The sequence below is a fragment of the Nocardioides humilatus genome (assembly GCF_008373755.1).
GTDB classification, from domain to species: Bacteria; Actinomycetota; Actinomycetes; order Propionibacteriales; family Nocardioidaceae; genus Nocardioides; species Nocardioides humilatus.
The window spans coordinates 1,445,045-1,470,842 of record NZ_VUJV01000001.1; the positions used below are offsets into that span (position 1 = coordinate 1,445,045).

Genomic DNA, 25,798 nt, shown 5'->3' on the forward strand with positions numbered 1-25,798 from the left:
AGGTCCCACGGCGACCGTGCATCATGGTCGACGGAGGGAGAGACGTGAGCGAGACGCTGGCACGGCACATCTGGCACCGGATCGGTGGCTCGCCGCAGTCGTTCGACCGGCTCGAGCTCACCGGGCCGCGCACCGTCCTGCCCTCCTCCTACGACGTGACCGGCCTCGCCGTCGCCTCGGTCGCGGCCGCGACCCTCGGCGTCGCCGACGCGATCGCCCCGCAGAGCAGTCCCCCGTTGGTGCGGGTCAACAGCCTCGATGCCTGCTCGTCGTTCCTGTCCGAGCGCCGACTGACCCCGCTGGGCTGGGACCTGCCACCCGCGTGGGACGCCATCGCGGGCAACTACCGCACGGCCGACGGCTGGATCCGCCTGCACACCAACTACAGCTACCACCGCGAAGCAGCGCTCGCCGCGCTCGGCCTGCCCGAGGAGGCCAACCGCTTCCAGGTCGCCGCCGCCGTACGCCAGCGCAAGGGCGAGGAGCTCGAGCAGGCTGTCGTCGATGCTGACGGGTGTGCCGCGATGATGCGCACCGGCGAGGAGTGGATCCAGCACCCGGCGGGGCTGGTCGCCGCCGGCATGCCGACGGTCGAGATCCGTGCGACCGGCGCCCCCACCACCTTCGAGCCGCGACCCAACCTGCGCCTCGGCGGGCTGCGCGTCGTCGACATCACCCGGGTGATCGCCGGGCCCATGTGCACCCGGTTCCTCGCCGGCTACGGCGCTGACGTGCTGCGCATCGACCCACCGGGCTTCGACGAGGTCGGCGCACTGCTGCCGCTGACCACCGAGGGCAAGCGCTGCGCGGTGCTCGACATCTCCACCGAGGCCGGGCGCGGGCAGCTCTTCTCCCTCCTCGAGGACGCCCACGTGCTCGTCCACGGCCTGCGCCCCGGAGCGCTCGACCGGCTCGGGCTCGGCCACGACCGCCTCGTGGAGCAGTTCCCCCACCTGGTCATCGGCCGGATCAGCGCCTACGGCACCAAGGGACCGTGGGGTCGCCGGCACGGCTTCGACAGCCTGGTCCAGATGAGCTCCGGTCTCGCCGTGACCGAGACCGAGCGGTCGGGCAGCGACGAGCCGTCGGCGCTTCCCGTGCAGGGCCTCGACCACGCGACCGGCTACCTGCTGGCGGCCGGCATCCTGCGGCTGCTCGCGTCGCGGCAGGCGGGCATCGTCTCGACCGCGCTGGCCGCCACCGCCCACCTACTCTCCGAGCACCGCACGCCCGACCCCGGCGTCACCGCGGAGCCGTCGCTGCCCGCACTGGTGACCCGCTCGAGCGCGTGGGGGCGCCTTCTCTCGACGCCCGTCCCCGGCTACATCAGCGGCGTCAGCCCCGACCTGCGGATCCCCGCCGGCCCGCTCGGCCGCTACGACCCGCGCTGGCGCTGACTAGCCCTGGGTGCGGAGGTAACGCCCGAAGTGGGGCACGGTGAAGGCGATCCGGCCCCGCTCGCCGGAGTAGATCAGGCCCTTCTTCAGCAGGCTGTCGCGCGCCGGAGAGAGCGACTGCGGCTTCTTGCCGAGCACCAGGGCGACGTCCGACGTCGCCACCGCTCCGACGGGATCGAGCCCGGAGTCCGCGTCGGCCATTGCGCGCAGGTAGTCGCGCTCCCCCGGCGTCGCGCGGTCGTAGCGCGAGCCGAAGAACCCCACCGCGAGCTCGCGCTCCGCCTCGGGGGCAGCGACCGCGACGTCGTCGGCCGTGATCGGCGCTCGCGGCGCGAGGTCCCACACCGCCTTGCCGTAGGCCTGGATGAAGTAGGGGTAGCCGCCCGTGGCGTCGTACATCGCCGCCAGCGCGGCCTCCTCGAACTCGGCGTCCTCCTCGGCAGCCGGCGCGGCGAGCGCCCGGTCGGCTGACTCGCGGCTGAGCCGGTCGATGCGCTGGTAGGAGAAGAGCCGCTCGGAGTAGGACTTCGACGCCGAGAGCACGGCCGGCAGGTGCGGCAGGCCGGCTCCGACGACGATGACCGGGAGCCCGCTCTGGCTGAGCTCGTGGCAGGCGGCGCAGAGTGCGGAGATGTCGTCGGGGCCGAGGTCCTGCATCTCGTCGATGAAGACGCCGATGCCGAGACCCTTGTCGGCCGCGAGCCCGCCGACGTCGGAGAGCAGCTCGACGAGGTCGATCTCGATGTCGCCGGAGTCGGCGCGACCGCGCACCGCCGCGGTGGCGATGCCGGGGCTCCACTTGTCCTTGAGCTTGGCGTCAGCACCCGCGTCGCGCTCGGCGAAGGAGCGGATGACGCCGAGGACGTGGTCGACCTCGTCGGCGTTGGGGTGGCCCAGCTCGCGCACCGCCTGGTGGAGGGCGCTGGACAGCGGGCGGCGCAGCGACTGGTCCGGGCGGGCCTCGAGCTTGCCCGTGCCCCATCCCTTGCGGACGGCCGCGGAGCGCAGGGCGTTGAGCAGCACGGTCTTGCCGACGCCGCGGAGCCCGGTCAGGACCAGCGACCGCTCGGGGCGGCCGCGCGACACCCGCTCGAGCACCACGTCGAAGGCCGCCAGCTGCTCGTCGCGACCGGCGAGCTCGGGCGGGCGCTGGCCGGCGCCGGGCGCGTAGGGGTTACGGATCGGGTCCACGATCGGACCGTATCGAGGTGTCTAGCCAGATCCTTAGACCGCGTTAGCGTGTCGCATCGACTGGCTCGCCCCGCGCTGCCGCATCGCGTCGACCAGGCTGTCGATGAGGTCGGGCACGTCGTCGGCGGCGAGCCGGAAGGTCGCGGCACAGACGTTCTCGCGCCAGATCGAGACGACCATCAGGTCGGCCTCGTCGTGCCAGCTCACCCGGAGGGCACGCTGGTCGCCACGGGCGTCGAGGAAGACGGAGCCCGTCCGTGGCAGAGGACGTACGGCGGCCATCGCCTCATCATGCGCTGATAGGCCCGCCCTGTCACTAGCCTCGGTGTCCGTTTCCCTCGGTACCCTGGCCGGCATGCCTGAGCTGCCCGAGGTCGAGGCGCTGGCCCTTGATCTCCGGGGCCGGCTGGCCGGCCGTGCGATCACCAAGGTGCACATCGCGGCGTTCAGCGCGCTGAAGACCTACGACCCGCCTCTGGCGGCGATCGAGGGAGCGCTGGTCGACGACGTACGACGGCACGGGAAGTTCCTCGACATCGAGGCCAGTGGCCTGCACCTCGTGTGCCACCTCGCGCGAGCGGGTTGGGTGCGGTGGCGCGACGAGGTGCCCACGATCCCGCCCAAGCCGAGCACCAAGTCGACGCTCGCGGTGCGCGTCGTTCTTGACGAGTCCGACGGGGTGACCCCCGGCCTCGACATCACCGAGGCCGGCACGAAGAAGTCGCTCGCCCTCTACCTGGTCCGCACGCCCGGTGACGTCGAAGGCATCGCCCGGCTGGGTCCCGACCCGCTCGACGACGCCTTCACCCAGGGGGTGCTGGCCGGGATCCTCGAGGTCGAGGGGCGCAAGCAGCTCAAGGGCGTGCTCCGCCACCAGGGCACCATCGCCGGCATCGGCAACGCCTACTCCGACGAGATCCTTCACGCCGCGAAGATGAGCCCGTTCAAGCCCGCCAACTCACTGACCGATGACGAGCTCACCACGCTCTTCCGTGCCGTCAAGGACACCCTCGGCGATGCGGTCGACCGCTCCCGGGGTCTCGCAGCGAGCGAGCTGAAGGCGGAGAAGAAGTCCAACCTCGCCGTGCACGGACGCACCGGCCTGGCGTGCCCGGTCTGCGGCGACACCGTGCGCGAGGTGTCCTTCGCCGACTCGAGCCTGCAGTACTGCCCGACCTGCCAGACCGGCGGCAAACCCCTCGCCGACCGCCGCATGAGCAAGCTGTTGAAGTAGGCCACGTGCAGATCCCGACCGTCTCCATCCACGGCGTCCCCGACCCGCTGCCGGCAGGCGTGACCGTCGTCGACGTCCGCCAGGACGACGAGTGGCAGGCCGGCCACGTCGATGGGTCGCTGCACATCCCTCTGCACGACCTCCCCGCGCGGATCGACGAGATCCCCGAGGGACAGATCCTCGTCGTGTGCCGGGTCGGCGCCCGGTCGGCCCAGGCGGTCGCCTACCTCGCCCAGCGCGGGCACGACGCGATCAACCTCGACGGCGGCCTCTACGAGTGGGAGGCGGCCGCCCGGCCGCTGGTGAGCGACACGGGCGGGCCGGCGTACGTCGCCTAGCGTGCGCCCCTAGGCACCACAGCTCGCCCGGAACCAGTCCGCGGCGGCTTCGACCGCCTCGCGCTGGTCGGCGGTGAGCTGCTCCTCGACGGCCTCGATGTCCTCGGTGCTGGGATGCGCCGGGAGTGCTCGGATCTTGTGGGCCAGGGCGACGACGCCCGCCCAGGTCGCTGCCGGCAGGCCGGGCGGGCGCTGCAGGGCGGCGATGCTCGCGGCGAACTGTTCCATCACCGGCGCGATCGCGGCGGCGATCTCCTCACGATCGCTCGTCGTCGCAGCGGCGTCCTTGATGGCCGCGACCATGACGGAGTAGGGCGCACACACCGCCGCCACCTCCGGCGCGAGCGCGGTGGCGCTGCTCGTCGGGGCGGTCGGCGTGGTCGGCGTGGTCGAAGCAGCGGGAGTCGTCGACTCGTGCGGACCGGTCGCGAGGACCGTCGGTCCGGTGGCGTCGGCGTCGCTGTCACCCGAGCAGCCGGCCAGGAAGGTCACGGCGCCGACGATGAGCAGCAGCGGAAGCAGAGGGCGGAGGGTGGGACGCATCAGAGCCATCGTCCCACCCCGTTCAACGGATCAGCCGCCCTCGCACTTGTCGGTCGAGTAGTCGTTGAGGGCCTCGACCTTGTCCTCGTCCTCCTTGGACAGGTCGCCGTTGATGTCGCCGAGGTCGTCAGGACTGTCGAAGTCCTCGGCCTTCACGTCGCTCAACGTGTCGATGGTGATCTCGAAGCCCTTGCGGGCGTCGTCGGGGATGCCCTTCGGCGTGCCCGTCTCGTCGAGCTTGTCGCGCCACTTCTGGAGCGCCTTGACGATCTCGTCCCCATCAGAGGTCTCGTCGAGGCTGGTCGCCCAGGAGGTGTCGTGGATGGCCTTGCAGAAATCGGCGACCGAGGCGTCGTCGGGGGGGCCGCCGCACGCGCTCAGGGAGAGCGCGAACAGGGCGGTGGCGCCCAGGGTGGCGGCGTGACGCGGGAGCAGCGTCATGCGGTTTCCTTTCGATGGAGCCCCGATCAGACCAACGGCCGGTCCCGTCGGGCGGGACCGGCCGTCGTCTGAAGCGAGACGTCAGGTGATCAGGACGTCGGGATCGCGGTCAGGTCGGAGAGCTCCGAGAGCAGGTCGCTCGGGATCTCGGTCAGGTCCGACAGGTCGGTCGGGATGTCGGTCGGGATGTCCGTCAGGTCCGTCGGGATGTCCGTCGGGAGATCGGTCGGGATGTCGGTCGGCACGTCCGGGATGCCGAACTCCTCGGCGCACTCGGTGCCGACGTAGGCGAAGAACTTCTCGAAGTTCTCCTGGTCCTCGTCGTCGAGGCCGAAGTCCTCGTCCTCGTCCGCGTCCTTGACGTCGTCGTAGTCGAGGTCGTCGACAGCATCGACGAAGGCCTCGAAGCCGTCACGGGCGTCGTCGGAGATGTTCTCGGGGGTACCGGTGTCGGCGAGGGCCTCGACGTCGTCCTTGAAGTCGTTCCACTCGTCCTCGGTCGGGTCGCTGGCGAAGTCCTGGTTGAAGGCTTCGGTCACGTCGTCGCAGAAGTCCCCCTTCGAGGCGTCGTCGGGAGACCCACCACCGCACGCGGTGAGGGAGAACGCGAGGAGCGCGGCAACGCCGACAGCAGCGGCCGGGCGCTTGATCCGGGTCATTCTGATTTCCTTTCGCAGGCGACCCGCGCCGCGTGCGCCGGGTCAGGGGGAGCTGGCCGGCCAGAGCCAGCCGTCAGAGGCAGACTATTGATGGCCGTCCGATGCCGGAAGGGGTCCTCCCCCTTCCGCGCGCCGCGCAAACACCTGAGGGAGCGGTACGGCGAGCAGCCGGGCCAGCCCGCCGACGTACTCCTCACGCGAGATCTCCTCGATCCCGAGGCTCTCGAGGTGCGGCGTCGACCACTGCACGTCGACGAGCCGATCGGCCGCATGGGCATCTCTCAGCAGGTCGACGAGGCTCACCAGCGCGACCTTCGAGGCGTCGCGTACGTGGTGGAACATCGACTCACCCGCGAACAGGCCGCCGATGGCGACGCCGTAGAGGCCGCCGACCAGGCGGCCGTCCTGCCAGGTCTCGACCGAGTGCGCCCAGCCGAGGCGGTGGAGCTCGTTGTAGGCGGTGCGGATGCGCTGGTCGATCCACGCTCCGGAGCGGCTCGGGTCGCCGCAGGCCGCCATGACGTCGTCGAACGCGGTGTCGACGCGGACCTCGAAGTCGCGCAGGGACCGGCGCAGGGACCGCGACACCCGGAGTCCGTCGAGGCGCAGGACGCCGCGGTCGGCGGGCGACCACCAGCCGATCCGCGGTCCCTCGGGCATCGGGAAGAGGCCGCGGCGGTAGGCCGCGAGGACGGTGCCGGGCTCAAGGTCGGCGCCGATCGCGATCAGGTCGTGGTCGGGGTCGTGATCGGCGAGCTGCTCACGGGTGGGCAGCTCCCACGGGGTCGGGGGTGGCTCGGTCGGGCCGGATTCGTCCATCCCTCTAAGGTTTTCCCATGCGCAGTGGCTTGAAGCGAGGGCTCGCCGTCAAGGCGGCTGGTGTCGTCGTACCCAAGATCACCGAGCTGGCTCCCGGACTCACCTCCGGTTTCGTGCGCGAGGCCCTGCACCGGGCGATCACCGGCGTCGGTCCGCTGCCGCCCGCCGCCCACGCCGCCGAGGTCCAGCTGCGCGAGCAACGCGGCGACATCGACAAGGCGATCCACGAGGTGATCGAGAACCACGTCCGCTACGCCGGCGTGGGCGGCCTGGTCACCAACCTCGGCGGCCTGGTCACCGCGGCCCTCATCGCCCCCGCCAACATCACCGAGCTCGCGCTGATCCAGTGCCGCATGGTCGCCGGCATCGCCCACCTGCGCGGCTACGACCTCGAGGACCCCCGCGTCCGCAACGCGATCCTCGTGACGGTCCTGGGCGAGGACACGGTGCGCAAGCAGATCAAGAAGCTCAACCTCCCCGCGCCCCCGATGGCTCTCGCCACCGCCCCGTCCCACGATCCCGCCCTCGATGCCGTCATCACGACCGCCGTCGCCAACGACCTGGTCGGCCGGGTGATCGGCAAGCGCCTCGCCACGACCATCGGCAAGCGGGTCCCCGTCGTCGGCGGCCTCGTCGGCATGGGCGCCGACGGCTACGGCACCTGGAAGATCGGCCGCTACGCCGACCGGGAATTCCTGCCCAGGGCCCAGCTGCCCTTCTGAGGCGTTACGGCTCCAGGCGGCGCTTGATCTCGCGGGTCGCTCGTACGGCGAGGCCGTGCGGGTCGGGCCGGCGGGCGGCCTCGGCGGTCATGCTGCTGAGGGCGCCGACGGCGGCGCGGGTGATGGCCTGCTTCTTGACCCGGTCGGGGTTGGCCCAGCGCGCCGCGGGGTCGGGGCGCCGCGGGCGGAGCTCGTCGAGGTCACCGATGACGTCGATGCCGCTGGCCGCGATCCACTCCAGCGACCGCTCGGTGCGCTCCTCGACCCAGTCGTAGTTGTCGGGACGCAGGGTGACCGGCGCCGAACGGTGGTGGAAGAGCGAGCCGTCGGCGACCATCCGACGCAGCAGGTCGTCGTAGTCGCCCTCGCGCGCGACCTTGCGGCCGAGCGCCTGGTTGAGCTGACGCAGCACCTGGGTCTCGGCGACGCCGAGCGACTTGTTGGCGGCGTCGCTGTCGAGCGGGGCCCAGGCCGGGTCGATGTCGAAGGCACGGCACATCCGCGTCCAGAGGGTGTCGTCGGAGGCGGCGTTGGCCTTGGAAGGTACGACGACCAGGTGGATGCGCTCCGGAGGGACCGCCACTCCCCACGACGACAGCACATCGGGGATGTCGAAGGCCTGCATCATGAACGGCTTGCCCATGCGCGAGCGGCGCAGGAACTTGCGGAACGTCCAGGCGCGGCCCTGCTTGACGCTCTCCTGCCACGCGGCGGAGAGCGAACGGGCGAGGTCGCGGCCCGAGTAGACGATGTGGATCTCGCTGCCCGCGAGGTCGCGCATCGCGCGCTCGATCATCTTGGACTGGGCCGGCGCCAGGATCTCGTGGCTGATGATCACGTTGCCGTCGAGGCGGCGGGTGCGCCGCATCAGCGCGTCCCAGGCGCCGTCGGCGTGGCCGGGCGCACCGCCCCAGTCCTGCTCGGTCAGGTCGAGCGCCGCACGGAACTGCGAGAGCTCCGGTCGAGCGAACCGGCTGATCGACGGGAAGTGGACACCGTGCTCGGCCAGGGTCTTGGTGTTGCGGCCGAGCCGCGTCTGGATGTAGGTCGTCCCTGTCTTCGGCGCACCGATGTGCAGGTGAACGACCCTGGTCATGCGGGTGATTGTGCCAGCGCGCGCACGACTGCTGACGGGCTGGGCCTTCCGAGGTGGCCAGCCATCCACACGCTGGTGTCGACGACGGCACGAAGGTCGACCCCGTGCTCGATGCCGAGGCCGGTGAGGAACCACACCAGGTCCTCGGTGGCGAGGTTGCCCGTGGCGCTGTGGGCGTAGGGGCAGCCGCCGAGCCCGCCCGCCGACGCGTCGAAGGTCGTCACGCCTGCCTGCAGCCCCGCGTGCACGTTGGTGAGCGCCTGGCCGTACGTGTCGTGGAAGTGCAGCGCCAGGCGGGCCTGGTCGACCCCGGCAGCGTCGAACGCGGCGATCAGTGCCTTCACATGACCGGCCGTCGCGACGCCGATCGTGTCGCCGAGGCTCAGCTGGTGACAGCCGAGGTCGAGCAGCCGCTTGCCGACCGCGACGACCTGCTCCAGTGCGACCGGCCCCTCCCACGGATCGCCGAAGCACATCGAGACGTAGCCGCGGACGTCGAGCCCGGCGGCCAGCGCCTGCTGGATCGTCGGCTCGAACATCTCGAACTGCGTGTCGAGGGTGCGGTTGAGGTTCTTGCTGGCGAACGTTTCGGTGGCCGACGCGAAGACCGCGACGTGGCGCAGGCCCAGCTCCAGCGCCCGGTCGAGGCCGCGCTGGTTGGGCACCAGCACCGGCAGCGCCCGCGCGGTGTCCCCGAGCTCGGCGACCAGGCCCGTCATCAGCTCGGCCGCGTCGGCGAGCTGGGGCACCCACTTCGGGTGCACGAAGCTGGTCGCCTCGACGACCGGCAGCCCCGCGTCGAGCAGGCGACGCACGAACTCCGCCTTCACCGCGGTCGGCACCAGGGCCTCCTCGTTCTGCAGCCCGTCGCGGGCGCCGACCTCGTAGATCGTGACGCGGTCCGGCAGGTCGGGCTCGGCCACCACCATGGGGAGTCCCTCAGTCATCGGTTGCCTCCCCTGCCATCGGCGTCGCCTCAACCGTGAACAGCGGGTCACCGAGGGCCACCTGGGCACCGGTCGTCGCGGAGACGGAGGTGACCAGGCCGTCGTACGGCGCCTTGAGCGCGAGCTCCATCTTCATCGCCTCGACCACTCCGAGCACGTCACCGGCCTGCACGGCCGCGCCTTCAGTGACGCGTACGTCGAGCACGGTGCCCGGCATCGGCGCCACGACCGTCCCGTCGCTCGCCTCGACACCGTGGTCGGCGGCCGCGTCCGGGCGCTCGAACACGTAGCGCTGGCCGTGGTGGGCCAGCTCGACGCGGTGCTCGGTGACGAGGGCGGTCGGAAGGGTCGCGGGCGTCGGTCCGAGGAGGACCGAACCGTCCTCGAAGTCGACCTGGACCGGCGCGGGTGGAGCACCGAGCCGGAAGCCGTCGGAGACGAACGGGCCCACGGTCGTCGCGCGCCCCCGCTGCCACAGATGGGCCGCAAGCTCGCGCGCCTCCGTCGGGTCGGGCGCGACGGGCGGGTTGCGGTCGAGCCAGGCGGTGTCGATCTCGCCCTGCGCGAAGGGCTCGCCGGCGGCGAGCTCGCGCAGGAAGCCGGTGTTGGTCGTGAGACCGAGGATCGTGGTGTCGTCGAGCGCGCCGACGAGGCGGCGACGGGCCACCTCGCGATCCGGACCGACAGCGATCACCTTGCCCAGCATCGGGTCGAAGGCGGTGCTGACGACCTGACCCGACGCGAGGTCGTGGTCGACGCGGACGGTCGTCGGCCAAGCGACCTGCGACGCAGTGCCGGCCTGCGGCAGGAAGCCGGCGTAGGCGTCCTCGGCGTAGACCCGAGCCTCGATCGCGTGCGCGACGGGCGCGACCGCGTCCTGGGGGAAAGGCAGCTTGTCGCCGGCCGCGACCGCCAACTGGAGCTCGACCAGGTCGAGACCGGTGACCTCCTCGGTGACCGGGTGCTCGACCTGGAGCCGGGTGTTCATCTCCAGGAAGTAGAAGTCGCCCGTCTCGGCGTCGAGCAGGAACTCGACCGTGCCGGCATTGGTGTAGCCGACGCTCTGCGCGAGGGCGACCGCGGAGGCGTGGATGCGCTCGCGCACGTCGTCGTCGAGGAACGGCGCGGGCGCCTCCTCGATCACCTTCTGGTGGCGTCGCTGGGCGGAGCACTCGCGGGTGAGGAGGTGGACCACGGTGCCGTGGCTGTCGCCCATCACCTGCACCTCGATGTGGCGACCGCGCTCGACGTACTTCTCGATCAGCATGGTGTCGTCGCCGAAGGCGGCGAGCGACTCGCGCTTGGCTGCAGCGACCGCCTCGTCGAGCTCGGCGGCCGACCGGACGACGCGCATGCCCTTGCCGCCACCACCAGCCGCGGCCTTCACGAGGACGGGATAGGAAGCGCCTTCGCCCTGGGGCACGACAGGTACGCCGGCAGCGACCGCGATCTCCCGGGCCGCGTCCTTCCGACCCATCTGCTCGATGACCTCGGGCGTCGGTCCGATGAAGGCCATCCCCGCCTCGGCGACCGCGCGGGCGAAGCCGGCGTTCTCCGAGAGGAAGCCGTAGCCGGGGTGGATGGCGTCGGCACCGGCGGCGAGCGCCGCAGCCACCTGTGCCTCCGGGTCGAGGAAGCGGTCAGTGCCGGCGACTGCGCGGATGCCGAGGCGGTCGCAGGTGCGCGCCACCCGACGTGCGATCTCGCCCCGGTTGGCGATGTAGACCGTCTTGATGACGGTCGTCTTGATCTCGGGCATGGCCATCACATCCGGAAGATGCCGTAGGAGGGGTCGGCGACCGGCGCCTTGGCCGTCACCGCGAGGGCCATGCCGAGCACCCGCCGGGTGTCGGCGGGATCGATCACGCCGTCGTCCCAGAGACGGGCGGTGGCGTAGTAGGGCGATCCCTGGGTCTCGTACTGCTCCCGGATCGGGTCCTTGAACGCCTCGTCATCCTCGCGCCCGGCTACCGTCGCGAGCACGTTGGCCGCCTGGTCGCCGCCCATGACCGAGATCCGCGCGTTGGGCCACATCCACAGGAAGCGCGGGTCGTAGGCCCGTCCGCACATGCCGTAGTTGCCCGCGCCGAAGGAGCCGCCGATGACGACGGTCAGCTTCGGGACCACCGAGCACGCAACCGCGGTCACGAGCTTGGCGCCGTCGCGGGCGATGCCGCGGTTCTCGTACTCCTTGCCGACCATGAAGCCGCTGATGTTCTGCAGGAAGAGGAGCGGGATGCCGCGCTGGTTGCAGAGCTCGACGAAGTGCGCACCCTTGAGCGCCGACTCGCTGAAGAGGATGCCGTTGTTGGCGACGATGCCGACCGGGTGGCCGTGGATCTTTGCAAACCCGCAGACGAGCGTCTCGCCGTACAGCTGCTTGAACTCCTGGAGTCGCGAGCCGTCGACGAGGCGACGGATGACCTCGCGGACGTCGTACGGCGTGCGGGTGCTCGCCGGCACCACCGAGTAGAGCGACTCGGGCGACTCGTGCGGCTCCTCAACCTCACCGCAGTCGCTGGCCGTGGGGCTCGGGAGCGTGTTGACGATCCCCCGAAGGATCTGGAGCGCGTGCGCGTCGTCGTCGGCCAGGTGGTCGACCACGCCCGAGGTGCGCGCGTGCACGTCACCACCACCGAGCTCCTCGGCCGTCACGACCTCGCCGGTCGCGGCCTTCACCAACGGCGGGCCACCGAGGAAGATCGTGCCCTGGTTCTTGACGATCACGGTCTCGTCGGACATCGCCGGCACGTAGGCGCCGCCGGCCGTGCAGGACCCCATGACCGCGGAGAGCTGGGGGATGCGTCGGGCGCTCATGTTGGCCTGGTTGAAGAAGATCCGGCCGAAGTGCTCCTTGTCGGGGAAGACGTCGTCCTGCATGGGGAGGAACGCGCCGCCGGAGTCGACGAGGTAGACGCACGGGAGGTTGTTCTCAGCCGCAATCGTCTGCGCGCGCAGGTGCTTCTTCACCGAGATCGGGTAGTAGGTGCCGCCCTTCACGGTGGCGTCGTTGGCGACGACCATGCACTCGCGCCCCTCGACCCGACCGATGCCTGCAACGACGCCGGCTGACGGGACGGCGTAGTCGTCACCGGCGCCGCCGTACATGCCGAACGCGGCGAGCGGCGCGACCTCCAGGAAGGGGCTTCCCGGGTCGAGCAACCGGTCGACCCGGTCGCGGGCGAGCAGCTTGCCGCGGTCGGTGTGCTTCTTGCGGGCCGACTCGCTGCCGCCCTCACGCACCCGGGCGAGCCGCTGGCGCAGCTCGGCCGTGAGCTCCTCGAGACTCGTCATGATCCCTAGGTTAACGATCATTAACCTGGGTGGTCAATCGTGGCTGTGGACAACGACCGCACCGGGTAGCGCCGAGGTGTCGGATATCCGACGCTCATCTCCATGTCGATTTCTCGGGAGGTAAGTAAAGATGGTTGCCATGAGCACGGAGCTGATCGCAGGACCGTGGACCTACGCGGATCTCGAGGACCTGCCTGACGACGGCCGGCGCTACGAGATCATCGACGGCCTCCTCATCGTGAACGCCTCTCCGATCCCCGACCACCAAGGCATCGTCCTGTCGTTGAGCATGCTGCTGCGGGACGCCGCACCCGCCGACGTTCGCGTGCTCCCGGCCCCCATGGACGTCGTCCTGGCCGACGACACGGTGGTCGAGCCCGACGTCCTCGTCGCGAGGCGCAGTGACTTCGGGCCGAAGAACCTGCCCGGACCGCCGCTCCTTGCGGTCGAGGTGCTCTCCCCCTCGACCCGGGTCATCGACCTCAACCTCAAGAAGGAACGCTTCGAGCGGGCCGGCATCCCTTCGTACTGGATCGTCGACCCGGCCGACCTCCACTTCACTGCCTTCGAGCTGGTCGACGGCCATTACGTGGAGGTCGCGGACCTCGCGGACGGTGACCAGTGGGAGGCGACCCTGCCGTTCCCGGTGACGGTCGTCCCCGCAGAGCTGCGCTACTAGCAGGTGAACGAGCGTTAACCTGATCGGGTGACCGTCGCCGAGCCCACCCGTCGAGAGCAGATTCTCACCACGGCAGCAGAGCTCTTCGCGGCCCGCGGCTTCCACGGCGTCTCGGTCGCCGAGCTCGGCGCTGCCTGCGGCATCTCCGGCCCCGCGCTCTACAAGCACTTCCCCAACAAGCAGGCCGTGCTCGCCGAGATGCTGGTGTCGATCAGCGAGGAGCTCCTGGCGGTGGGCCGCGCACGGGTCGCAGCAGCGGACGGACCTGCTGCCGCCGTACGGGCTCTGGTCGACTGGCACGTCGAGTTCGCCCTCGGCCACCGACCGCTGATCATCGTCCAGGACCGCGACTGGGAGTCGCTCCCCGACGAGGCGAGCGCTCAGGTCCGCGCGCTGCAGAGGAAGTACGTCGACCTGCTCGCCGGCCAGCTCCGCATGTTGCGCCCTGAGCTCGCCAAGCCGACTGCCCACGCTGCCGCTCAAGCGGCGTTCGGCCTCCTCAACTCCACCCCCCGCGCCGGCCACGCCATCTCCGACGCCGAGCTCCGCACCCTCCTCGCCTCCATGGCCGTCGCGGCGCTGCGCGCCTAGCCCGCGAAGTGTCGGGGTTGAGCTGACGAAGTGTCAGGGTTGAGCGGTCGAGGTGTCACACCTCGGCACGCCAACATCGACACCTCGTGCGCGCAACCCCGACACTTCGTGCGCGCAACCCCGACACTTCGCGAGCGCAAGAACGACACTTCGCGGCTAGAAGGCGCCCCCGCGGCCGGCGCCGTCGCGGAAGCGGGCGGCGCCGCTCATCGCCTCCAACAGGGAGCGGCCGCCGTGGACCCACTCGACGTCGAGGGCGCGGTCGATCGGCAACCCATGCTGTTCGTACGACGACAGGCGGTCCTGCTGCATACAGGTCTGTGGGAACGCGGCGATCTGCCCGGCCAGCGCGATCGCCTCGTCGAGCGCGGCGCCGGGGGCGCTGACCCGGTTGGCCAAGCCCATCCGTAGGGCTTCGTCGGCACCGACCCCGCGTCCGGTCAGGATCAGGTCGAGCGCGTGGGACTGCCCGATGAGCCGGGGCAGTCGGATCGTGCCGCCGTCGATCAGCGGCACACCCCAACGGCGGCAGTAGACGCCGAACACCGCGTCGGGGTCAGCGACCCGGAGGTCGCACCACACGGCGAGCTCGAGCCCACCGGCGACGGCATGGCCCTCCACGGCAGCGATGACCGGCTTCGACAGCAGCAGCCGCGACGGACCCATCGGGCCGGGGCCGTGGGTGCCCGGAGGGTCGGCCTTCATGGTCCCGGCCGAGACCGCCTTGAGGTCGGCGCCGGCACAAAACGTGCCGCCGGCACCCGTGAGTACGGCGACCGAGGCCGACGGGTCGGCGTCGAAGGCGAGGAACGCGTCGTACAGCGCTTGGGCGTGCTCGGTGTCCACCGCGTTGCGGACGTCGGGGCGGTTGATCGTGACGACCGTGACCGCGCCCTCGCGGGAGACGTCGATGCTCATCCGGCGAACCCGGTCGCCGTGCGCTCGAGGATCGGCGCCAGGTCGAGCCCGGCCGGCAGCGTGCCGAAGGCACCACCCCAGTCGCGCCCGAGCCGCGACGCGCAGAAGGCGTCGGCGACAGCAGACGGGGCGTGCCGCAGCAGCTGCGAGCCCTGGAAGACCAGGGCCATCAGCTCCACGATCCGCCGCGCGCGCAGCTGGATGTCGTCGAAGGAGGTGAGCTCCTTCTTGAGCTGGTCGACCGCGTCGTCGTAGCGCGCGTCGACGCCGACGGCCAGGTCGAGCTCGCCAAAAAAGGCGTCGAGCGTGTGCGGCTCGCGGGCGATCGCGCGCAGCGCGTCGAGCGCGGCGACGTTGCCCGAGCCCTCCCAGATGGAGAGGAGCGGCAGCTCGCGGTAGATCCGCGCCAGGTCGAAGTCCTCGATGTAGCCGTTGCCGCCGAGGCACTCGAGCGCCTCGCCCGCGGCGATGGGAGCGCGCTTGCAGACGTAGTACTTCGTCACGGCCAGCGCGATCCGCCGCAGCGCGGCCTCGCCCTCGTCGCCCCGGATCGCGCGGTCGTTGGCTCCGGCCAGCCGCAGCATCGCGGTGGTCGCGGCCTCGGACTCGACCTGGAGGTCGGCGAGCACGTTGCGCATCGCGGGCTGGTCGATGAGCAGCTCGCCGAAGGCCGACCGGTGCCGCGCGTGGTGCGCGGCCATCGCGACCGCGGTGCGCATGCCCGCCGACGAGCCGATGACGCAGTCGAGCCGGGTCATGTTGACCATCTCGACGATGGTCCGCACCCCGCGCCCCTCCTCGCCGACCAGCCAGCCGACCGCGGCGTCGTACTCAATCTCCGACGACGCGTTGGACTTGTTGCCGAGCTTGTCCTTGAGCCGGACGAAGCGCATCGCGTTGGGTTCGCCGCCGGGCAGGATCCGCGGCACCAGGAAGCACGTCACTCCGGCCGGCGTCTGCGCCAGCGTCAGGAACATGTCCGACATCGGCGCCGAGGTGAACCACTTGTGGCCCCGCAGCACGTAGGTGCCGTCGGCCTGGCGAGTAGCCGTCGTCGTGTTGGCCCGGACGTCGGACCCACCCTGCTTCTCGGTCATCGACATGCCGGCGATCAGCCCGCCCTTGGTGGCAGGGTCGCGAAGGCCGAAGTCGTAGACCCGGTTGGTCAGCAGCGGCTCGAACTGCGCGGCCAGCTCGGGGTTGGCGCGCAGCGCCGGTACGACGGCGTAGGTCATGGAGATCGGGCAACCGTGACCGGCGTCGACCGACCACACCATGAACTTCGCGGCCCGCGCGACGTGCGCGCCAGGACGGTCGTCGGCCCAGGGCGCCCCGTGCAGACCGTGGGAGACGGCGGTCTCCATGAGCTGGTGGTACGCCGGCACGTACTCCACCTCGTCGACGCGATGCCCGTAGCGGTCATGGGTGAGGAGACGCGGCGGCACCCGCTCGGCAAGGCGACCCAAGGCCTGCGCCTCCGCGGTGCCGGCCAGCCGGCCGAGCTCGTCGATCTCGGGCAGCGCCCAGCCGGCACCCTCCCGCTCGACACCCTCGCGCAGCACCGGATCGGCGGCGGTGTTGTGGCCCACCAGCGGCGGGACCTGGTTGAAGACCTCGTGCGTCTTGGTCATGTCACTCATCCCTTGTTCGTGGAGGGTCCGAAGTCGTCGTAGGGAGCGCCGTCGCGCTCCTGCACGGCCTGCTTGAAGCCGACCTCCATCGCGCGCTCGGCGAAGGAGTAGCCCTCCCGGGTGTGCCGGGAGATCCCGTCGAAGACGGTGCTGATCATCTGGCTCTGCTGGACCCCCTGAGCCAGCAGCGCGGAGTTGAGGGCGAGCTTGACCATCATCAGCTGGTTGAGCGGCATCGCGGCGATCCGCTGCATGAGGTTCTCGGTGCGCTCGTCGAGGTCCTCGGGCTCGGGCGCCTCGATCGCGAGTCCCCACTCCGCGGCCTCGCGGCCCGACAGGCAGTCACCGGTGAGGAGCAACCGCTTCGCGCGCTGGTCGCCGAGCCGGTGCGCCCACATCCCGGCGCTCGGCACGCCCCACACCCGGGTGGGCGGGTAGCCGATCTTGGCGTCGGCGGCGATGACGATCTGGTCGCAGTGCAGCGCGATGTCGGTGCCGCCCGCGACGCAGAAGCCGTGGATCTTCGCGACCGTCGGCTTGTTGGCGTGGAGCAGCGACGCGTAGCCCTTCGTGAAGCGGCTCATCATCGCGTAGTCGACCATCGGGTCCCACTGCTTCGACGGGTCGTGGTTGGGGATCGCCTGCTCGGCGAACGCGCCGAGGTCGTAGCCGCCGCAGAAGCCCTTGCCCCGCCCGCTCACCACGATCACGTGCACCCGTGGATCACGGTCGGCCCGCTCGACCGCGGCCGCAATGTCGAACGGTGTGTCGGTGGTGATCGCGTTGCCGTGCTCGGGCCGGTTGAAGGTCAGCCGCGCGACCCGGCCGTCGACCTCGTAGGTGAGCGTCGCGTAATCGGCCGCGGTGTCGTCGGCGGGCATGCCGGCGTACGGCGAGTCGGGCCCCTCGTGCGCAGGGCGGCGCCAGGGCGCTGGTTCTGCCATGCCCGGGACGTTACAGTTTGTCTAACAGTTGTGTCTAGATCTGTAGCATGAAAGAGTTCTGCCCATGGAGGTCCTGAAGCCGCTGCCCGCGCGCTCGGTCGTCCTCTCGCTGCTCCTCGGCTCCCACCCCGACCGGATGTCGCCCGCCCAGGTGACCCGCGCCGGCGAGCACTTCGGGATCCCCGCCCCGACCCTCCGGGTCGCACTGACGCGCGCCGTCGCAGCCGGCGACCTGCGCCGAGTCGACGGCGACTACGTCCTCGGCGAGCGGCTCGTCGCGCGCCAGCGCCACCAGGACGAGGCGGTCGAGGACGCCGCGACGGCGTGGGACGGCACCTGGGAGATGGCCGTCATCGTCGTCACCGGACGGTCAGGCAGCGACCGGGCCGCCCTCCGCGACGGCCTCACCGCTGCTCGCCTGGCCGAGCTCCGCGAGGGCGTGTGGACCCGTCCCGCCAACCTGCGGCGTGCTCCCACCTACGCCGAGGACAGCGTCCTCACGACCTTCCGATCACGCCCCGACGGCGATCCGGCTGCACTCGCGGCCGACCTCTGGGACCTCCGGGGATGGGTCCGCGAGGGAGAACAGCTGCTTCGCCAGGTCGAGGACACGACCGAGCCGGCGCCCCGCCTCGCGGTCGCGGCCCACGTCGTACGCCACCTCACGCGCGACCCGCTGCTGCCCCGCAAGCTGCTCCCGGCCGACTGGCCGGGCGCCGACCTGCGCGCGGCCTACGCGACCTACCAGGCCGAGCTGCGGGAGATGGCCATCACCTGAGGTCACCGCGCAGCTCGTTGATCCAGACACGGGAGGCGAGGTGGGCCTCGCGCAGCTCGTCGGCCGGCCAGTCGGCTGGCAGCAGCTCGGTCGGGAGCAACGGATCCTTAAGGAGGTGACTGACCGAGGTGGCGCACGCGGTGAACCGGACGACCACATCGTCGGTGCGGGTTGCCTCGAGCAGCGCCCGCCCGCGGCGCGCCCAGCCGTCGAGGTCCCACAGGCGCGCGACCAGGTCGGAAGCCTCGGCGGCCGGCGAGGCGACGAACCGCTCGACGACGGCATCGACCCCAGCAGGCAGTTCGAGCCGCAGGTTCGCCGGCCGCGTCCACACCCCCTCGCGCAGCTCGGCCAGCCGCAGGTCGGTCAGCGCCGTCCGCAGCTCGGCGCGCTCCGCAGCAGAGCGCCCGGTCGCCGTCACGACGACCATGTCCCAGCGCCCGCGCCAGGCGATCGTCCGGGGCCGGATCGACGCCTCCTGGCGCAGCTGCCGGGCGAGCAACCGGTCCGACAGCGCGAAGCGTCCCTCCTCGTCCCGCACGACGTCGCCGGCCCCGGCCATCCGCGACAGGGCGACCCGGACGGTCGGTTCGGAGACGCCCACGACGGACGCGGTGGCGACGAGCTCACGCGCCGAGAGGCTCGGGGAGTCGGCGCCCAGCAGCAGGCTGAGGAGCGTGGAGCGTGCGGAGACGGGCTTGAGGGTCGACATCGACCACCATGTTACGCATCTCTGACAGCCGCAGCGAGAACGTTGTGATCTATGTCTAACACCATTGGCACGGCCGTCGTAGATCTGTAACGTCCCCGGACATGACCACATCGCAGATCCTCGCCGGCCGCACCATGATCATGTCCGGCGGCAGCCGGGGCATCGGGCTCGCGATCGGCATCGCCGCCGCGCGGCAGGGGGCCAACGTCGTACTCCTCGCGAAGACCGACGTCCCCGACCCCCGCCTTCCCGGCACGATCCACACGGCAGCCGCAGAGATCGAGGCCGCCGGCGGCCAGGCCTTCGCCGTGGTCGGCGACGTGCGCGACGAGGAGTCGGTCGAGCGCGCTGTGGCCCAGGCGGTCGAGCGCTTCGGCGGCATCGACATCTGCGTCAACAACGCCTCCGCCATCGCGCTGGCGTCGACCGAGGAGCTGCCGGTCAAGCGCTTCGACCTGATGACGTCGATCCAGCTGCGCGGCACCTACCTGCTCACCCGCGCCTGCCTCCCCCACCTGCGCGAGGGCACCAACCCGCACGTCCTGTCGCTGTCGCCGCCGCTCAACATGTCCCCGCAGTGGCTCGGCGCCCACCCGGCCTACACGCTGGCCAAGTACGGCATGTCGCTGCTGACCCTCGGCTGGGCCGCGGAGTACGCCGAGCACGGCGTCGCCGCCAACTGCCTGTGGCCCGAGACCCTGATCGCGACCGCTGCCGTGCAGAACCTGCTCGGCGGCGACGCCGCGGTCGGCAAGGCCCGCACGCCCGAGGTCGTCGCCGACGCCGCGGTCGAGATCCTCACCCGACCCTCACGCGAGTGCACCGGCAACACCTTCATCGACGTCGACGTGCTGCGCGAGGCCGGCGTCACCGACCTGAGTCAGTACGGCGGCACGGGCACCCTCGAGTACGACATCTTCGTCGACCCGCCTGCCTGAGCAGAGCTCAGGGCTCGATCGTCGCGCGCCACAGCTCGGTCCCGCCGGCGGGGGCCTCGGGAGCGTCAAAGCCCTCGCGGTAGTAGAGCGTGCCGCCGAAGTCGGTGAGATCGCCCGGCTGCGCGTTGTTGCTCGGTCCCGACGGGCCGACCGGTTCGGTGCCTCCGGGGGTGCCGTCGGTCTTCCACAGCTGATCGGAGCCGATGCTGGTCTTGGTCCGGTAGAACAGCAGGTCACCGACGGCGGTCAACTGGTCCGGAGAGCTGGTGCCGAAACCGAGCGACTCGGGCAGCTTCACCGTGCCGGCGAAGGTGCCGTCGGACTTCCACAGCTCCATCTCGAAGTTCTTGATCGCCGTGAAGTAGAGCGTGCCGTTGACGTCGGTCAGCTGGGCCGGATCGCTGCTCGTCTGGGCCGGGTTGTCACTGACGAAGGTGTTGATGTTGCGCACCCGACGGGTGCCGGCCGCGGTGCCGTCGGAGGTGTAGAGCTCGCGGTCATGGTTGGCGTCGACCGCGCTGAAGTAGACACGGTCGCCCACGGCCGCCAGCTCCTCAGGGAAGCTGCCTTCGCCTGCGGTGGCGTTGATGTTGCGCACCACCTTGGTGCCCGCGGCGGTGCCGTCGGAGACCCACAGCTCGCGATCATTGGTGTCGGTGTTGACCGCTCCGGAGAAGTAGACCTTGGAGCCGACGGCCGTCACGTGGATCGGCTGGAGGTTGAGCGCCCGGACCCGGACAGTGCCGGCCGCCGTACCGTCGGACTTCCACAGGTACCGGCCGCCGGGGGCGACCGCGGTGAAGTAGAGCAGGCCGCCGGCCACGGCGAAGTCCGCGGGATAGCTGTCGCCGGCGGGGAAGATGTCGCGAACGCGTCGCGTGCCCGCCGCCGTGCCGTCCGACTTCCACAGCTCGACGTCGTTGGCAGTGTCCACCGCGCTGAAGAACAGGGTCCCGTTGACGTCGGTGAGGTTGCCGACGTCCACGTTGCCGAAGGGGTTGATCTCCTTGATCCGACGGGTTCCTGCCGCGGTGCCGTCACTCACGTAGAGCTCTTTGTCGGACGCTCCGTCCTCGGCAGTGAAGAAGACCCTGCCGCCGACGGCCGTGATCATCTCGGGATAGCTGCTGCCGTTGCCCGAGACCAGGTTCCGGACGAGGCTGGTGACGCCGGCTGCATTGGTCTTCCAGAGCTCGATGCCGTAGGTCGGGTGGCTGGCCCGGTAGAAGATGTTCGGGCCGGCAGCGGCGATGTAGTAGGGGAAGCTGCCGTCGTCGCCCGGGTTGATGTCCCTGGCGATCTCCGCATGGACATCGCCCGGAGCTGCCGTCGCGCCCGGGGTCAGGGCCGTGAGCATGACCCCGGCGGCGACCACGAGGGCACCGACCGCCGTACGCCGCCGCGACCGAACCTGCCGACTGTGCGTCATGGCGACGCCCCCACTCTCCGAGGCGAGCACCATGGGAGTCACAGCGCCCCGCCCCTGCGAACGTAGGTGACCCATCGGCGTGCTGTCCGATGAACGTGAGAACTAGTTCTCGATCGTCGCCTGCCACAGCTCGACACCGAAGCCAGCGCTGGAGTCGCGGTAGTAGAGCGTGCCCTGGAAGTCGACGAACCCCGCGGGCACCTCGTCGTCGGCGACACCCATCGCGCCCACGGGGATGGTGCCTGCCGTGGTGCCGTCGGACCGGATCAGCTGGTCGTAGACGGTGCCCGGGAACGTGGGGTCGAAGAAGGTCAGGGCGCGGAAGAACAGGAAACCACCGGCAACGGTCAGCCCGGTCGGGGAGCTGGCGCCCTGGTTGTAGATGTCCTTGACCAGCTTCGTGCCGGCGAAGGTGCCGTCGGAGACGTAGAGCTCGGCGTCGAAGTTGTTGCGTCCCGAGAAGTAGAGCTTGCCGTTGTAGGCGGTGAGTCCCAGCGGCAGCGTGTCCTGCGTGAGGTTGACGTTGCGGACGATGCGGGTCCCGGCCGCCGTACCGTCGGACTTGTAGAGCTCGCGGTCCCCGCCCACGTCGGCGCTGAAGAACAGGGTGCCGCCGACGTCGGTGAGCTGGCTGGGGTTGCTCGGGACCCCGGGTTCCGGATCGAGGTTGCGCAGCATCTTGGTCCCGGCCGACGAGCCGTCCGACACCCACGGCTCGCGGTTGTAGGTCCCCGTCTCCCCGGTGAAGAAGAGCTTGCTCCCGACCACGGTGAGGGCCTGCGGGATCATGCTGACGCTCGAGACCCGCACGGTACCTGCGGCGAGGCCGTCGGATCGCCAGATCCGGGACCCGTCCTGCTGGGTTGCGACGAAGAAGAGTGCGCCCGCGAACGACGTCAGCTCCCTGACGTTGGCCGACCCCGTGGGGTAGATGTTGCGCACCCGCACCGTGCCGGACCCGACGCCGTTGGACTTCCACAGCTCGCGGTCACCGGCGTTGTCCGAGGCCGCGAAGAACAGCGTGCCGTTGACCTCGGTCAGCTCACCGGGCGCGCTGCTCCCGTTCGGCGGGGCCACGGTCCGGATGTTGCGCACGCGCACGGTGCCGGCTCCCGTGCCGTCGGACTTCCACAGCTCCCGGTCCCCGGCGCTGTCCATGGCCGTGAAGAAGAGGGTCGACCCGACGGCGGTCAGCTCGAGCGGATCACTGGCGGCGGCGCCGGCAGCGATGTTGCGGACCAGGCTCGTCACGCCACCTGCGGTGGTCTTCCAGAGCTCCCGACCGTACGTCGGGTGGTCGGCCGTGAAGAAGAGGGTCGACCCGACGACCGTGAGCCGCTCGGGGTCGCTGGAGGCAGGCCCCGCCGCGATGTCGCGCGACTGACTGGTGTGCACGTCACCCGGGGCCGCGACGGCGACCGGCGCGAGGATCGCGAGGCCGATGGCGGCCACCGCTCCGAGAACGAGGGAGACGTTTCTCTGCCGACGAGCCATCATGGCGCCACCGCATTCGATCGGGGACGCCGAGGAGATCGCGGGAGCGGCGGCGTCGCGTCGACCGTATGCCTCGCCGACTTCGGTGTCCGCCGAATCCGCAAACAGCACCCGCCGTCAGTTCTCGATCTCGGACTTCCAGAGCTCGTCGCCGTAGGTCGCGCTGTTGATGCGGAAGTAGAGGGTCAGCCCGAGCGAGGTCAGCTCGGCCGGGTTCGTGAGGCCGAGCGGGCTGACGCGTCGGGTGCCGACCGCGGTGCCATCCGTGCGCCACAGCTGCGTGACGCTCCCGTTGAACGCGGTGAAGAACATCAGCCCGTTGCACTCGGTCAGCCACAGCGGGTTGCTGTCGCCGGTCGGGTTGACGTCCTTGACCCGGACGGTGCCGGCGAAGGTGCCGTCGGACTTGTACAGCTCGGTGTCGCCGGCGACCGTCGCGTTGAAGTAGACGGTGCTCCCCATCGCGGTGATACCCACCGGGAAGCTGCTGATGTCGGCGCTGTTGCCGACGGTCTGCGGATTGATGTTGCGCACGCGGTGGGTGCCGGCCGCCGTACCGTCGGAGATGTAGAGCTCGCGGTCACCGCTCCCGTCGACGGCGCTGAAGTAGGCGTCGGTGCCGGCGGCGGCGATCCCGACGGGGAAGCTGCTGAGGTTGCCCGGCGCGATCTCGCGGACCATCTTGGTGCCGGCCGACGTGCCGTCGGACACCCACAGCTCGGCGCCTGCCGCCGCGGTGACGCCGGAGAAGTAGAGCTTGGTGCCCACCGCCGCGAGCACGGAGGGGAAGTTGTCGACGTTCTTCACCCGGTCGGTGCCCGCGATCGTGCCGTCGGACTTGTAGAGCCGGGTGCCGTCCTCGTCGTCAGCGACGTAGTAGAGCGTGTTGCCCACCGCGACGAGGTCGTGCGGGGCACTGCTCGCGAACATCTTGAGGTCGCGCAGTCGGATCGTGCCGCCCGCGGTGCCGTCCGACCGCCACAGCTCGGTGTCGCCGGCGTTGTCGGTCGCGGCGAAGAAGACGTAGCCGTTGGCACTGGTCAGGTGCGTCGGGTTGGAGCTGCCCGCGGGGTTGATGTCGCGGACCCGCTTGGTGCCGGCCGGTGTGCCGTCGGACTTCCAGAGCTCGACATCGCCTATCGCGTCCATGGCGGTGAAGAAGAGCGTCGAGCCCACCGCGGTCAGGTTCTGCGGCGCACCGCTCCCGGTGAACGGGACGATGTTGCGCACCAGGCTGGTCACACCCGCCTGCGTCTTCCACAGCTCGAACCCGGTCGTGGCGGACAGCGCGGCGAAGTAGAGCGTCCCTCCCACCGCTGTCAGGCTGGAGGGGAAACTGCCCGTGGTGCCGGGGTTGATGTTGCGCACCAGGGTCGTGTGCGTGTCGCCGGGGTCGGCGTCGGCGACGGGCGACAGCAGGGCGAGCCCGAGGCCCGCAATGGTCAGCGCGGCGAGATGGCGGACAGGGTTCACGAGAGCCTCCTGGACGCGCAGGCCTCGGGAGCAGGCCTGCCACTGGCCCGAACTTAGGCCGGACCGCCGACGACTGTCACCCGATTCGTGAACCCTTTGCCTACTGCTCGACGTCGGTCTTCCACAGCTCCGCGCCCTTAGCCGCGGTCGTCGCTCGGTAGTAGAGCGTCAGCTGGAAGTCGACCAGTTCCCGCGGGCTCGTGACACCGGCCGGCCCGACCGGCTTCGTGCCCGGACCGGTGCCGTCCGACACCCACAGCCGGTCGACGCCGCTGACGGTGGCGTCGAAGAACAACAGGCCGGCGGCGGCGGTCAGCAACGACGGGTCGCTGTCGCCGGTCGCACTGATGTTCTTGACCCGCACGGTTCCGGCTGCCGTGCCGTCGGACTTCCAGAGCTCCCGGTCACCGGCTGCGTCGACCGCACTGAAGAAGACCGTGCCACCGAGTGCCGCCAGCGACCGCGGCGTGCTGCTGGTCGCATCGCCCCCGCCGACGGTGCCGGCGTTGATGTTGCGGACGCGGTGGGTGCCGCCCGCCGTACCGTCGGAGACGTAGAGCTCACGGTCGCCCGTGTTGTCCTGCGCGGTGAACCACAGGTCGGTGCCGACGGCCGTCAGCTCTTGAGGAGCGCTGCCGTAGCCCGCGTTGGTCGCGATGTCGCGGACCAGGTGGGTGCCCGGCCCGGTGCCGTCGGAGACCCAGAGCTCCTGGCCGTGCGCCACGTCGGTGCCGGTGAAGAACAGCAGGTCGCCGACCGCGGTGAGGTCCTGCGGGAAGACGTCGATGTTCTTGACCATCACGGTGCCGGCCGTCGTGCCGTCGGACTTGTAGAGCCGACGCCCACCGACGTCGGCGGTGAAGAAGACCGTGTCGCCGACCGTCGCGAGGTAGGCCGGCGAGGAGCTCGCACTCGGGTTGATGTTGCGCACCAGGACGGTGCCGCCCGCGGTGCCGTCGGACTTGTAGAGCTCCGTGTCACCGGCGCTGCCCGTCGCGCTGAACAGGACCTCGCTGCCCAGGACGGCCAGGAAGAAGGGGTTGGCAGAGCCGGAGCTGTTGATGTCACGCACGCGACTGGTGCCGGCGAGGGTGCCGTCGGAGCGCCACAGCTCGCGATCTCCGGCACTGTCGGCAGCCGTGAAGATAAGGGTCGACCCCAGCACCGTGAGGGAGGACGGCGAGCTGCTGGTCGCTCCCTGCGCGATGTTGCGCACCAGGCTGGTCACGCCCCCGGCCGTCGTCTTCCAGAGCTCGTAACCGAGGGCGGTCGAACCCGCGCGGTAGAAGAGGTTCGGGCCGACCGGCGTCAGCTCGCCGGGGAAGCTGTCGCCCACGCCAGGGTTGATGTCCCGCACGAAGCTCGTGTGCGTGTCACCGGGAGCGGCGTTCGCCGGGGCGAGGGCGGCCAAGCCGAGCCCGCATCCGAGCGCCAGTTGAAGCGATCGACGTACCCGAGCCTGCGCCATGGCGCTCTCCGACCTTCGAGGAGCACCCTGGGAGGCGGGCGCCCCGAGACTTCGAACCTAGG

26 protein-coding genes are annotated in these 25,798 nt (G+C 70.7%); 8 read left to right on the top strand and 18 right to left on the bottom strand.

Annotated elements, in window-relative coordinates:
* Positions 1-44 precede the first annotated feature (44 nt).
* A complete protein-coding gene (locus tag F0U44_RS06780) occupies positions 45-1,397 on the top strand; it encodes a CoA transferase (protein WP_149727418.1) in 1,353 nt (450 codons plus the stop codon).
* Here F0U44_RS06780 and F0U44_RS06785 read toward each other — a convergent pair whose 3' ends face one another.
* Both F0U44_RS06785 and F0U44_RS06790 read right to left on the bottom strand, forming a co-directional pair.
* Positions 1,398-2,588, bottom strand: a complete 1,191-nt coding sequence (locus F0U44_RS06785; protein WP_149727419.1) for an ATP-binding protein — start codon at positions 2,586-2,588, stop codon at positions 1,398-1,400. It lies immediately after the preceding gene.
* Between the two features lie 33 nt (positions 2,589-2,621).
* Positions 2,622-2,870 (bottom strand): hypothetical protein, encoded by a 249-nt coding sequence (locus tag F0U44_RS06790; RefSeq protein ID WP_149727420.1) that lies wholly within the window; start codon positions 2,868-2,870, stop codon positions 2,622-2,624.
* 73 nt (positions 2,871-2,943) lie between these two features.
* Between F0U44_RS06790 and F0U44_RS06795 the strand changes: the two genes are divergently transcribed.
* Positions 2,944-3,822, top strand: coding sequence for an Fpg/Nei family DNA glycosylase (locus F0U44_RS06795; RefSeq protein WP_149727421.1), 879 nt, complete (start codon positions 2,944-2,946; stop codon positions 3,820-3,822).
* 5 nt (positions 3,823-3,827) lie between these two features.
* Entirely contained in the window at positions 3,828-4,160 is a 333-nt protein-coding gene (locus F0U44_RS06800; protein WP_149727422.1) for a rhodanese-like domain-containing protein, read from the top strand.
* A 9-nt stretch (positions 4,161-4,169) separates the two neighbouring features.
* Here the strand turns inward: F0U44_RS06800 and F0U44_RS22950 are convergent, their stop codons facing one another.
* From F0U44_RS22950 to aat, 4 genes are all read right to left on the bottom strand, one after another.
* Entirely contained in the window at positions 4,170-4,703 is a 534-nt protein-coding gene (locus F0U44_RS22950; protein WP_188113358.1) for a hypothetical protein, read from the bottom strand.
* Positions 4,704-4,733: 30 nt separating this feature from the next.
* Positions 4,734-5,144, bottom strand: coding sequence for a hypothetical protein (locus F0U44_RS06815; RefSeq protein WP_149727425.1), 411 nt, complete (start codon positions 5,142-5,144; stop codon positions 4,734-4,736).
* Between the two features lie 89 nt (positions 5,145-5,233).
* Positions 5,234-5,803: a hypothetical protein gene (locus tag F0U44_RS06820; RefSeq protein ID WP_149727426.1), complete on the bottom strand. Its 570-nt coding sequence runs from the start codon at positions 5,801-5,803 to the stop codon at positions 5,234-5,236.
* An 84-nt stretch (positions 5,804-5,887) separates the two neighbouring features.
* Positions 5,888-6,622: a leucyl/phenylalanyl-tRNA--protein transferase gene (gene aat, locus F0U44_RS06825; RefSeq protein ID WP_149727427.1), complete on the bottom strand. Its 735-nt coding sequence runs from the start codon at positions 6,620-6,622 to the stop codon at positions 5,888-5,890.
* A gap of 17 nt (positions 6,623-6,639) precedes the next feature.
* Between aat and F0U44_RS06830 the strand changes: the two genes are divergently transcribed.
* Complete coding sequence (locus tag F0U44_RS06830) at positions 6,640-7,344, top strand: EcsC family protein (protein WP_149727428.1); 705 nt, start codon at positions 6,640-6,642, stop codon at positions 7,342-7,344.
* A 4-nt stretch (positions 7,345-7,348) separates the two neighbouring features.
* Here F0U44_RS06830 and F0U44_RS06835 read toward each other — a convergent pair whose 3' ends face one another.
* From F0U44_RS06835 to F0U44_RS06850, 4 genes are read right to left on the bottom strand one after another with little or no spacing between them, the layout of a single operon-like run.
* Positions 7,349-8,440, bottom strand: coding sequence for a hypothetical protein (locus tag F0U44_RS06835; RefSeq protein WP_149727429.1), 1,092 nt, complete (start codon positions 8,438-8,440; stop codon positions 7,349-7,351).
* Positions 8,437-9,387: a hydroxymethylglutaryl-CoA lyase gene (locus F0U44_RS06840; RefSeq protein ID WP_149727430.1), complete on the bottom strand. Its 951-nt coding sequence runs from the start codon at positions 9,385-9,387 to the stop codon at positions 8,437-8,439. The genes F0U44_RS06835 and F0U44_RS06840 overlap by 4 nt, the downstream gene beginning before the upstream one ends.
* Positions 9,380-11,146, bottom strand: a complete 1,767-nt coding sequence (locus F0U44_RS06845) for an ATP-binding protein (RefSeq protein WP_149727431.1) — start codon at positions 11,144-11,146, stop codon at positions 9,380-9,382. The genes F0U44_RS06840 and F0U44_RS06845 overlap by 8 nt, the downstream gene beginning before the upstream one ends.
* A gap of 5 nt (positions 11,147-11,151) precedes the next feature.
* Complete coding sequence (locus F0U44_RS06850; RefSeq protein ID WP_188113359.1) at positions 11,152-12,681, bottom strand: carboxyl transferase domain-containing protein; 1,530 nt, start codon at positions 12,679-12,681, stop codon at positions 11,152-11,154.
* A 139-nt stretch (positions 12,682-12,820) separates the two neighbouring features.
* On the opposite strand from F0U44_RS06850, the gene F0U44_RS06855 reads away from it, so the two are divergent.
* Together F0U44_RS06855 and F0U44_RS06860 are read left to right on the top strand one after the other, a co-directional pair.
* Positions 12,821-13,360: a Uma2 family endonuclease gene (locus tag F0U44_RS06855; RefSeq protein ID WP_246160332.1), complete on the top strand. Its 540-nt coding sequence runs from the start codon at positions 12,821-12,823 to the stop codon at positions 13,358-13,360.
* 27 nt (positions 13,361-13,387) lie between these two features.
* On the top strand, positions 13,388-13,951 hold the full coding sequence (locus F0U44_RS06860) for a TetR/AcrR family transcriptional regulator (RefSeq protein ID WP_149727434.1): 564 nt from the start codon (positions 13,388-13,390) through the stop codon (positions 13,949-13,951).
* Between the two features lie 156 nt (positions 13,952-14,107).
* Here the strand turns inward: F0U44_RS06860 and F0U44_RS06865 are convergent, their stop codons facing one another.
* Genes F0U44_RS06865 through F0U44_RS06875 form a run of 3 tightly spaced genes read right to left on the bottom strand, consistent with a single transcriptional unit; the run spans position 14,108 to position 17,444 of the window.
* Positions 14,108-14,869 (bottom strand): crotonase/enoyl-CoA hydratase family protein, encoded by a 762-nt coding sequence (locus F0U44_RS06865; protein WP_149727435.1) that lies wholly within the window; start codon positions 14,867-14,869, stop codon positions 14,108-14,110.
* Positions 14,866-16,500 (bottom strand): acyl-CoA dehydrogenase family protein, encoded by a 1,635-nt coding sequence (locus F0U44_RS06870; protein ID WP_149727436.1) that lies wholly within the window; start codon positions 16,498-16,500, stop codon positions 14,866-14,868. Before F0U44_RS06870 ends, F0U44_RS06865 begins: the two co-directional genes overlap by 4 nt.
* 5 nt (positions 16,501-16,505) lie before the next feature.
* The gene (locus F0U44_RS06875; RefSeq protein WP_149727437.1) at positions 16,506-17,444 is read right to left on the bottom strand and encodes a crotonase/enoyl-CoA hydratase family protein; all 939 of its coding nucleotides are present in this window, start codon (positions 17,442-17,444) and stop codon (positions 16,506-16,508) included.
* Between the two features lie 64 nt (positions 17,445-17,508).
* On the opposite strand from F0U44_RS06875, the gene F0U44_RS06880 reads away from it, so the two are divergent.
* Positions 17,509-18,222, top strand: a complete 714-nt coding sequence (locus F0U44_RS06880; protein ID WP_149727438.1) for a PaaX family transcriptional regulator C-terminal domain-containing protein — start codon at positions 17,509-17,511, stop codon at positions 18,220-18,222.
* Here the strand turns inward: F0U44_RS06880 and F0U44_RS06885 are convergent.
* Positions 18,215-18,934, bottom strand: a complete 720-nt coding sequence (locus tag F0U44_RS06885) for a PaaX domain-containing protein, C- domain protein (RefSeq protein ID WP_149727439.1) — start codon at positions 18,932-18,934, stop codon at positions 18,215-18,217. The genes F0U44_RS06880 and F0U44_RS06885 overlap by 8 nt on opposite strands.
* A 101-nt stretch (positions 18,935-19,035) precedes the next feature.
* Here F0U44_RS06885 and F0U44_RS06890 point away from each other — a divergent pair, with 101 nt between their 5' ends.
* Positions 19,036-19,872: an SDR family oxidoreductase gene (locus F0U44_RS06890; protein ID WP_149727440.1), complete on the top strand. Its 837-nt coding sequence runs from the start codon at positions 19,036-19,038 to the stop codon at positions 19,870-19,872.
* Positions 19,873-19,879: 7 nt separating this feature from the next.
* Here the strand turns inward: F0U44_RS06890 and F0U44_RS06895 are convergent, their stop codons facing one another.
* From F0U44_RS06895 to F0U44_RS06910, 4 genes are all read right to left on the bottom strand, one after another.
* The gene (locus F0U44_RS06895; RefSeq protein ID WP_188113360.1) at positions 19,880-21,301 is read right to left on the bottom strand and encodes a hypothetical protein; all 1,422 of its coding nucleotides are present in this window, start codon (positions 21,299-21,301) and stop codon (positions 19,880-19,882) included.
* A gap of 102 nt (positions 21,302-21,403) precedes the next feature.
* Positions 21,404-22,753 (bottom strand): hypothetical protein, encoded by a 1,350-nt coding sequence (locus tag F0U44_RS06900; protein WP_188113361.1) that lies wholly within the window; start codon positions 22,751-22,753, stop codon positions 21,404-21,406.
* Positions 22,754-22,912: 159 nt separating this feature from the next.
* A complete protein-coding gene (locus F0U44_RS06905; protein WP_149727443.1) occupies positions 22,913-24,268 on the bottom strand; it encodes an ELWxxDGT repeat protein in 1,356 nt (451 codons plus the stop codon).
* A gap of 100 nt (positions 24,269-24,368) precedes the next feature.
* Complete coding sequence (locus F0U44_RS06910) at positions 24,369-25,736, bottom strand: hypothetical protein (protein WP_149727444.1); 1,368 nt, start codon at positions 25,734-25,736, stop codon at positions 24,369-24,371.
* Positions 25,737-25,798: the final 62 nt, after the last annotated feature.

Bases quoted from the DNA above. Each gene is read 5' to 3' on its own strand.
- F0U44_RS06790 (WP_149727420.1), bottom strand. From the start codon at position 2,870: ATGGCCGCCGTACGTCCTCTGCCACGGACGGGCTCCGTCTTCCTCGAC.
- F0U44_RS06795 (WP_149727421.1), top strand. From the start codon at position 2,944: ATGCCTGAGCTGCCCGAGGTCGAGGCGCTGGCCCTTGATCTCCGGGGC.
- F0U44_RS22950 (WP_188113358.1), bottom strand. From the start codon at position 4,703: ATGCGTCCCACCCTCCGCCCTCTGCTTCCGCTGCTGCTCATCGTCGGC.
- F0U44_RS06815 (WP_149727425.1), bottom strand. From the start codon at position 5,144: ATGACGCTGCTCCCGCGTCACGCCGCCACCCTGGGCGCCACCGCCCTG.
- F0U44_RS06820 (WP_149727426.1), bottom strand. From the start codon at position 5,803: ATGACCCGGATCAAGCGCCCGGCCGCTGCTGTCGGCGTTGCCGCGCTC.
- aat (WP_149727427.1), bottom strand. From the start codon at position 6,622: ATGGACGAATCCGGCCCGACCGAGCCACCCCCGACCCCGTGGGAGCTG.
- F0U44_RS06830 (WP_149727428.1), top strand. From the start codon at position 6,640: ATGCGCAGTGGCTTGAAGCGAGGGCTCGCCGTCAAGGCGGCTGGTGTC.
- F0U44_RS06835 (WP_149727429.1), bottom strand. From the start codon at position 8,440: ATGACCAGGGTCGTTCACCTGCACATCGGTGCGCCGAAGACAGGGACG.
- F0U44_RS06840 (WP_149727430.1), bottom strand. From the start codon at position 9,387: ATGACTGAGGGACTCCCCATGGTGGTGGCCGAGCCCGACCTGCCGGAC.
- F0U44_RS06845 (WP_149727431.1), bottom strand. From the start codon at position 11,146: ATGCCCGAGATCAAGACGACCGTCATCAAGACGGTCTACATCGCCAAC.
- F0U44_RS06850 (WP_188113359.1), bottom strand. From the start codon at position 12,681: ATGACGAGTCTCGAGGAGCTCACGGCCGAGCTGCGCCAGCGGCTCGCC.
- F0U44_RS06855 (WP_246160332.1), top strand. From the start codon at position 12,821: ATGAGCACGGAGCTGATCGCAGGACCGTGGACCTACGCGGATCTCGAG.
- F0U44_RS06865 (WP_149727435.1), bottom strand. From the start codon at position 14,869: ATGAGCATCGACGTCTCCCGCGAGGGCGCGGTCACGGTCGTCACGATC.
- F0U44_RS06870 (WP_149727436.1), bottom strand. From the start codon at position 16,500: ATGACCAAGACGCACGAGGTCTTCAACCAGGTCCCGCCGCTGGTGGGC.
- F0U44_RS06875 (WP_149727437.1), bottom strand. From the start codon at position 17,444: ATGGCAGAACCAGCGCCCTGGCGCCGCCCTGCGCACGAGGGGCCCGAC.
- F0U44_RS06880 (WP_149727438.1), top strand. From the start codon at position 17,509: ATGGAGGTCCTGAAGCCGCTGCCCGCGCGCTCGGTCGTCCTCTCGCTG.
- F0U44_RS06885 (WP_149727439.1), bottom strand. From the start codon at position 18,934: ATGTCGACCCTCAAGCCCGTCTCCGCACGCTCCACGCTCCTCAGCCTG.
- F0U44_RS06890 (WP_149727440.1), top strand. From the start codon at position 19,036: ATGACCACATCGCAGATCCTCGCCGGCCGCACCATGATCATGTCCGGC.
- F0U44_RS06895 (WP_188113360.1), bottom strand. From the start codon at position 21,301: ATGACGCACAGTCGGCAGGTTCGGTCGCGGCGGCGTACGGCGGTCGGT.
- F0U44_RS06910 (WP_149727444.1), bottom strand. From the start codon at position 25,736: ATGGCGCAGGCTCGGGTACGTCGATCGCTTCAACTGGCGCTCGGATGC.